The organism is Reyranella sp., assembly GCF_050185545.1.
Classification (GTDB): Bacteria; Pseudomonadota; Alphaproteobacteria; order Reyranellales; family Reyranellaceae; genus Reyranella.
The window spans coordinates 1-6627 of the sequence record NZ_JBFWZI010000286.1 but is presented as its reverse complement, the minus strand read 5'-3'; the positions used below and the strand labels follow the sequence as shown (position 1 = coordinate 6627).

6 protein-coding genes are annotated in these 6627 nt (G+C 68.4%); all 6 read left to right on the top strand.

The genetic code is table 11. From position 1 onward, the window contains the following. Positions 1 to 90: 90 nt before the first annotated feature. A complete protein-coding gene (locus AB7O82_RS36195; protein WP_428621693.1) occupies positions 91 to 1302 on the top strand; it encodes a CaiB/BaiF CoA transferase family protein in 1212 nt (403 codons plus the stop codon). Then, entirely contained in the window at positions 1299 to 2534 is a 1236-nt protein-coding gene (locus tag AB7O82_RS36190) for a CaiB/BaiF CoA transferase family protein (protein WP_428554099.1), read from the top strand. Before AB7O82_RS36195 ends, AB7O82_RS36190 begins: the two co-directional genes overlap by 4 nt. Positions 2535 to 2554: 20 nt before the next feature. Then, a complete protein-coding gene (locus tag AB7O82_RS36185) occupies positions 2555 to 2959 on the top strand; it encodes a VOC family protein (protein ID WP_428621691.1) in 405 nt (134 codons plus the stop codon). A 40-nt stretch (positions 2960 to 2999) separates the two neighbouring features. Then, the gene (locus AB7O82_RS36180; RefSeq protein ID WP_428554093.1) at positions 3000 to 3329 is read left to right on the top strand and encodes an Mpo1-like protein; all 330 of its coding nucleotides are present in this window, start codon (positions 3000 to 3002) and stop codon (positions 3327 to 3329) included. Between the two features lie 139 nt (positions 3330 to 3468). Then, on the top strand, positions 3469 to 5247 hold the full coding sequence (locus AB7O82_RS36175; protein ID WP_428621689.1) for a DUF255 domain-containing protein: 1779 nt from the start codon (positions 3469 to 3471) through the stop codon (positions 5245 to 5247). A gap of 226 nt (positions 5248 to 5473) precedes the next feature. Then, a partial coding sequence (locus AB7O82_RS36170; RefSeq protein WP_428621687.1) for an amino acid ABC transporter substrate-binding protein occupies positions 5474 to 6627 on the top strand: 1154 nt, incomplete at its 3' end.

Sequence of the window (6627 nt, the reverse complement as noted above, 5' to 3'; positions counted from 1 at the left end):
CCAAACGAAATACGCTTTCGCCGGCGGACTTGACGGCGGGCCAGAGCCGGCAACCATAGCGGCCGCTTCATCTGAACCGGGGACCAGACAATGACCGAGTCCGACCTGCCGATGGCAGGCCTGCGCGTGCTGGATATCAGTTCCTTCATCGCCGCCCCGGCGGCGGCCGTCGTGCTGGGCGACTGGGGCGCCGACGTGATCAAGGTCGAGGGGCCGGACGGCGATCCCAACCGCCGGATCATGCACGATTCGTCGAACTACCCGAAGGCCGAGGTCAACTATCCCTGGCACATGGACTCGCGCAACAAGCGCTCCCTGGTGCTCGACCTCAAGCTGCCCGACGCGCGCGCCGCGCTCGACCGGCTGATCGCTGTGTCCGACGTGCTGATCTGCAACTTTCCGCCACCGGTGCGCGACAAGCTCAGGCTCGCCTACGAGGACGTGAAGCCGGTCAACCCGCGGCTGATCTATGCCTCCCTGACCGGCTACGGCGAATCCGGCCCCGATCGCGACCGGCCGGGCTTCGACGCCACCGCCTACTTCGCCCGCTCGGGCCTGCTCGACGCGCAGCGTTACGAGGGCGGGCCGCCGGGGGTGCCCGGCCCTGCCCAGGGCGACCGCGCCACCGCGATGGGCCTGGTGTCCGCCATCCTGATGGCGCTGATCCATCGCATGAAGACAGGCGAAGGCTCATGGGTCGGCACCTCGCTGCTCGGCAACGGCCTGTGGTCGTGCGGCGTCGTCGCCCAGGCCGCGCTGGTCGGCGCCTTCCTGCCGCACCGTCCGCCGCCCGAGCGGCCGCGCTCGGCGCTGGGCAACATCTACACCACGTCGGACGATCGCTGGCTGCAGCTCACCATCGTGCGCGAGGACAAGATGTGGGTGCCGCTCTGCCAGGCGATCGGCCAGCCGGAGCTGGCGGACGACCCGCGCTTCGTAACCCAGGCCGACCGGCGGCACCATTCGGCCGACCTCGCCGCCATCCTCAAGCACGCCTTCGCCCGCTCCGACTACGAGCATTGGCGCAAGGCGCTTGCGGACAACGGCATCACCTTCGGCGTGATCAGCCGGCCGCAGGACGTACCCGACGACGAGCAGGCCGTGGCATGCGGCGCCGTTGTCGACACCGCGATCGCCGACATGCCGCGCACTCTCGCCAACCCGATCCGCCTCGGCTTCGCCGCGCAGCGGATCGCCCGGCCGGCACCCGCTCTCGGCCAGCACAGTGACGAGATCCTGGGCGAAGTCGGCCTGTCTGCCGGCGAGATCGCCAGGCTGCGCCAGAGCGGCGCCCTCAGATGAGCGATGACCTGACACTCAGCGGGCAGCCCCTCGACGGGCTGCCCCTCGACGGGCTTGTCGTGCTCGACATCAGCTCGTTCATCGCCGCACCGGCCGCCGCCGTGACGCTGGCCGATTTCGGCGCCGACGTGATCAAGATCGAGCCGCCGGAGGGCGATCCGCATCGCAACAGCTTCCGCAATGCCAGCTATCCCGTCAGTGACCGCAACTTTCCCTGGCAGCTCGACGGCAGGCTGAAGCGCTCGCTGGCGCTCGACCTCAAGAATGCTGAGGCGCGTGGCGTGCTCGAACGGCTGATCGGCCGGGCCGACGTGATGATCGTGAACTTCCCGCCGCCGGCGCGCGAACGGCTGCGCTTGCGCTGGGAGGATGTCGAGCCGATGAATCCGCGCCTGGTCTATTGCTCGCTCACCGGCTACGGCGAGAGCGGCCCCGACCGCGACCGGCCGGGCTTCGACGTCTCGGCCTATTTCGGCCGCTCCGGCATACTCGATGCGGCGCGCTACGAGGACGGCCCGCCCGGCCTGTCGCTGCCGGCGCAGGGCGATCGCGCCACGGCGATGACCCTGGTCGCCGCCATCCTGATGGGGCTGCGCCAGCGCGATCGTACCGGCAAGGGATGCTGGGTCGGCACCTCGCTCTATGCCAACGGCGTGTGGGCCAACGGCACGTCGGCGGCGGGCGCGCTGATCGGCGCCAGACTGCCGCCGCGCCAGTCGCCCGACAAGCCGCGCAATGCGCTGACCAATCTCTACCGCACCAAGGACGATCGCTGGCTGCAGCTCCTGATGGTTCGCGACGACCGGCTGTGGGCGCCGCTCTGCACGGTGATCGGCCGGCCCGACCTCTTGGAGGATCCGCGCTTCGGCAGTCGCGCCGAGCGGCGCGAGCGCGCGCTGGAGCTGCACAAGGAGCTGGCGCCGATCTTCGCCACCCGAACCTATGCCGAATGGGAGAGGGCCTTCGCCGGCACCGGTATCCCGTTCGGCGTGATCGGCCGGCTGGGCGACGTGGTCGACGACGAGCAGGCGCGCCACGCCGGCATCTTCGCCGACACCACCAACCCCGAGATCCCGCGCACGGTGAACAATCCCATCCGGCTCGGTTTCGCCCAGCCCCGCAAGGCCGGCCCGCCGCCCAAGCTTGGCGAGCACAGCGAGCAGATCCTGCGCGAAGCCGGCTACGGCGAGGACGAGATCGGCGCGCTCAGGAAGTCGGGCGCGCTGGGCTGAGACACACGGGACCTCCTGACATGTCGCATCTGAGTCTCGTCGCTCTCGTCGTGAAGGAATACGACCCGGCAATCGACTTCTTCGTCCGCATCCTGGGCTTCGAGCTGGTCGAGGACGTCCCATCGCTGACCAATGACGGACGGCCGAAGCGGTGGGTGGTCGTGCGCCCGCCCGGCGCCGCGACCGGGATTCTGATCGCCAGGGCGGACGGAGAGGAACAGGAACGCATCGTCGGCAACCAGTTCGCCGGTCGCGTCGGCTTTTTCCTTCATGTCGACGACTTCGCATCGACCTACGAGCGCATGGGCGCGGCCGGAGTTGCCTTTGTGAGACCACCGCGCGCGGAGACTTATGGACAGGTTGCCGTTTTCCTCGACATCGCCGGCAACAAATGGGATCTGCTCGGACCGGCACCGAAGGCTTGATCGGATAGGCGACGGCGCCGCATCGGCGTAAGATCGCGCCATGGCCACCCATCGCACCTATGCCGAGTTCTGGCCCTTCTACCTGCGTGAGCACGCCAGGCCCGCAACCCGCGCGATCCACTATGTCGGCACGCTTGCCTCGACGGTCGTGCTGGTGTGGGCGGTCGCGACCCAGAGCTGGTGGTGGCTGATCGCGGTGCCGTTCTTCGGCTACGGCCCGGCCTGGTTCAGCCATTTCTTCGTCGAGAGGAACAAGCCGGCGACCTTCCAGGCGCCGTTCTGGTCGCTGATCAGCGACTACCGCATGTGCGGGCTGTTCCTCACCGGCCGAATCGGCGACGAGCTGATGAAACACCAGGTGCGTAGCTGATCACGGGCCGCTGATCCCCGCGCCACTGATCCCTGGCCTCTGATACCGGACCGCTGATCCCTGGCCTCTGATACCGGGTCCCCGATCACGTGAGTGCGAGGGCGGCCATCCGTCCCGTCGCTCGCGCCGTAGACCGGACATGCTCCGCTCCCTGCTCGCGTCACTGATGCTCATCCTGGCGGCCGGCGCCCGCGCTGAGACGCCGTCGCTCGACTGGCAGAAATGGGACAACACCTTGTTCGACCGCGCCGCGCGCGAGGACAGGTACATCCTGCTGCACATGGCGGCGGTGTGGTGCCACTGGTGCCACGTCATGGAGCGCACGACCTACCGAGATCCGGCCATCCAGAAGCGCATTGCCGAGAAATTCATCCCGGTGCGCGTCGACCAGGACGCCGATCCGGCGCTCTCCTACCGCTACGAGAGCTGGGGTTGGCCGGCGACCATCATGCTCGACAAGGACGGCAACGAGATCTTCAAGCGCCGCGGCTACCTGCCGCCGGAGCTCTTCGGCAAGCTGCTGACGGCGGTGATCGAGGATCCGTCGGCGCTGCCGTCCTATCAGCCCGGCGCCGCGATCGATTCCAATGCCGTCGCTTTGTCGCAGGCGCGCCGCCTGCGCAGCGAGGCCCTGGTGCTGAAGAGCTTCGATCCTGTCAACGGCGGCTTCGGCGACACCCATCGCTTCGTCCATGGCGATACCGTCGAATGGGTGCTGGAGCGCAGCCGCCCTCTGCAGCGCAATCCGGACAACGCGCCGTGGCTCGACGTTGCAGCCCGCACGCTGGCCGGCGCGCGCCGCCTGATCGATCCGGTGTGGGGCGGCATGTTCCAGTATTCGGACAAGCTCGACTGGTCCGGCGCGCACTTCGAGAAGCTTTTGAACATCCAGCGCGACGCCATCCGCAGCTACGTGCTCGCTTGGCAGATCGGCCATGACCCGGCGGACCACGCGGCGGCGCGCGCCATCGCCCGCTGGCTGATGGAGTTCATGCGATCGCCCGACGGCGCCTTCTACACCAGCCAGGACGCCGATGCGGGACCCGCGCTGCACGGCGACGCGTTCTACGCGCGCGGCGATGCAGAGAGGCGCGCCGGACCGCAGCCGCCGATCGATCGCAACGTCTATGCCCGCGAGAACGGCTGGGCGATCGCGAGCCTCGCGGCGCTCTACGACGTCACCGGTGAGCATGCCCTGCTCGATGCCGCCATCTCCGCCTTCGACTGGATCGTGGCGCGGCGCCGCGCGCCCAACGGCGGTTTCGGGCATGGCCGGGCTGCCGACGACGACACCCATCTAGGCGATACGCTGGCCGTCGCGGAAGCGGCTCTCGCCCTTTATCGCAGCACGGCGGAGCGGCGCTATCTCGCGCTGGCGACCGAGCTCGGCGAGATCATCGTACGCGATCACAGCGATCCGGCCGGCGGCTATTTCGTGAGGCGGCCCGAGCCCGGCGCCAAGGGCGTTCTGGCGAAGCCCGTGAAGCAGATCGACGAGAACGTCGCCGCCGTGCGCCTGCTCAACCTGCTCGCGCGTCATACGGCACGGCCCGCCTTCCGCGAGGCGGCGGAGCGCGGCATGCGCTACCTGATCGCACTCGCCGAGGATGATCTTGTCGTGCCGGGCGCGCTGCTGGCCGATCGCGAGCTCGGTCGCGAGCCGGCGCACGTCACCATCGTCGGCGCCAAGGACGATCCCGAGGCGCAGGCGCTGTACGCCGCCGCGCGAACCTATCCGACGCGCTACCTGCGCATCGAATGGCTCGATCGCCGCGAAGGCCCGCTGCCGGCGAGCGACGTCGAGTATCCCGAGTTGCCGCAAGCCGCCGCCTTCGCCTGCGCCAACGGCGCCTGCTCGATCCCGGTATTCTCCCCCGACGAGGTGCACGGAATCGTCGCCAGGGTCGACGACCGGTAGTCATCATCTTCTTCCGGACCGCGGGCGCCTCGCCCGCTCATGGTGATCATGAGCGGGCGAGGCGCCCGCGGTCCGGATGAGCCATGAGCGCCACTCGAGCGGCGCGCTCCCAGCGATGAGACGCGGAACTGTCATGCGGGAATGGCGGGGCCATTTCCGTCGAGGGCACGTGTTTTGCAATAGACTGCGCGCGTTGACCCGATATCGACACCGAGGATCAAGACACATGCGACGTCGCGACGTTCTCAGGACGGGAGGCCTGGCGGCAACCGCTCTCGCCGCGCCTGCTGCTCCGGCCATCCGCTCGGCCGAGGCCCAGGCTGGCAAGACCCTGGTGATCGGCGGATCGGTGCCGCTCACCGGCGCGGCGGCGGAGACCGGGCTCAACGTCAACAACGGCTACATCACCGCCGCGAGCTACATGAACGAGGTGCTGGGTGGCGTCGAGATCGCCGGCGAGAAATACAGGATCGAGCTCAAGCTGTTCGACGACGCCAGCGACCCGGCGCGCGCCACCACGCTGATACAGCGCCAGATCGACGAGGGCACCAATCTCTTCCTGGGCTCGTTCGGCAGCAACATCGTGCTGCCCACGGCGGCGATCACCGAACGGGCGAAGAAGCCGATGGTGCAGACCGGCGGTGGCTCCGACGCGATCTTTACCCGCGGGCTCAAGTACGTGTTCGGCATGTTTCCGCGCGCCACCCGGCAGTTCGCGGCAACGGCAGCGCTGTTCAAGACGCTCGAGCCGCTGCCGCAGACCTACTCGGTGATCTACACCAACGATGCCTTCTCCAAGACCGCCGGCGAAGGCGTGCGCCTGGCGTGCGACGCGGCGGGCTTCAAGCGCATCGACAGCTACGAGCTGCCGGCCAAGCCAACCGACGTGTCGAGCGTGCTGGGTTCGGTGCGCGCCAAGACTCCCGACCTGCTGGTCTGCGTCATGCACGACCAGAACTCGCTCCTGGTGGCGCGGCAGATGATCGCCAGCGGCACCAACGTCAAGCTCCTGTTCCAGGGCCTCGGCCCGCAGCTCGCCTCGTTCCGCGAGGCGCTCGGCAAGTACTCGGAGGCGCTGTTCTGCTCGACCTACTGGGACGAGAACGTGCCGTTCAAGGACAAGTTCTTCGGCGATTCGAAGAAGTTCGCCGAGTACTATCGCAGCAAGTTCACCCGGCCGATCGCCTACCATGTCGCCGGCGCGGCGGCCTGCATCGAGACCTATGTGCTCGCCATGCAGGCGGCCAAGAGCACCAGGCCCGAGGCAGTGCGCGATGCGCTGGCGGCGGCGGACTACGAGACGTTCTACAGCCGCATCAAGTTCACGCCCGAGGGCGATGGCGACGCGATCCTGATGGGCGGCATGATCGGCCAGGTCCA

Excerpts from the sequence above, each read along its gene's own strand:
- AB7O82_RS36190 (WP_428554099.1), top strand. The coding sequence starts at position 1,299 with ATGAGCGATGACCTGACACTCAGCGGGCAGCCCCTCGACGGGCTGCCC.
- AB7O82_RS36175 (WP_428621689.1), top strand. The coding sequence starts at position 3,469 with ATGCTCCGCTCCCTGCTCGCGTCACTGATGCTCATCCTGGCGGCCGGC.
- AB7O82_RS36185 (WP_428621691.1), top strand. The coding sequence starts at position 2,555 with ATGTCGCATCTGAGTCTCGTCGCTCTCGTCGTGAAGGAATACGACCCG.
- AB7O82_RS36195 (WP_428621693.1), top strand. The coding sequence starts at position 91 with ATGACCGAGTCCGACCTGCCGATGGCAGGCCTGCGCGTGCTGGATATC.
- AB7O82_RS36180 (WP_428554093.1), top strand. The coding sequence starts at position 3,000 with ATGGCCACCCATCGCACCTATGCCGAGTTCTGGCCCTTCTACCTGCGT.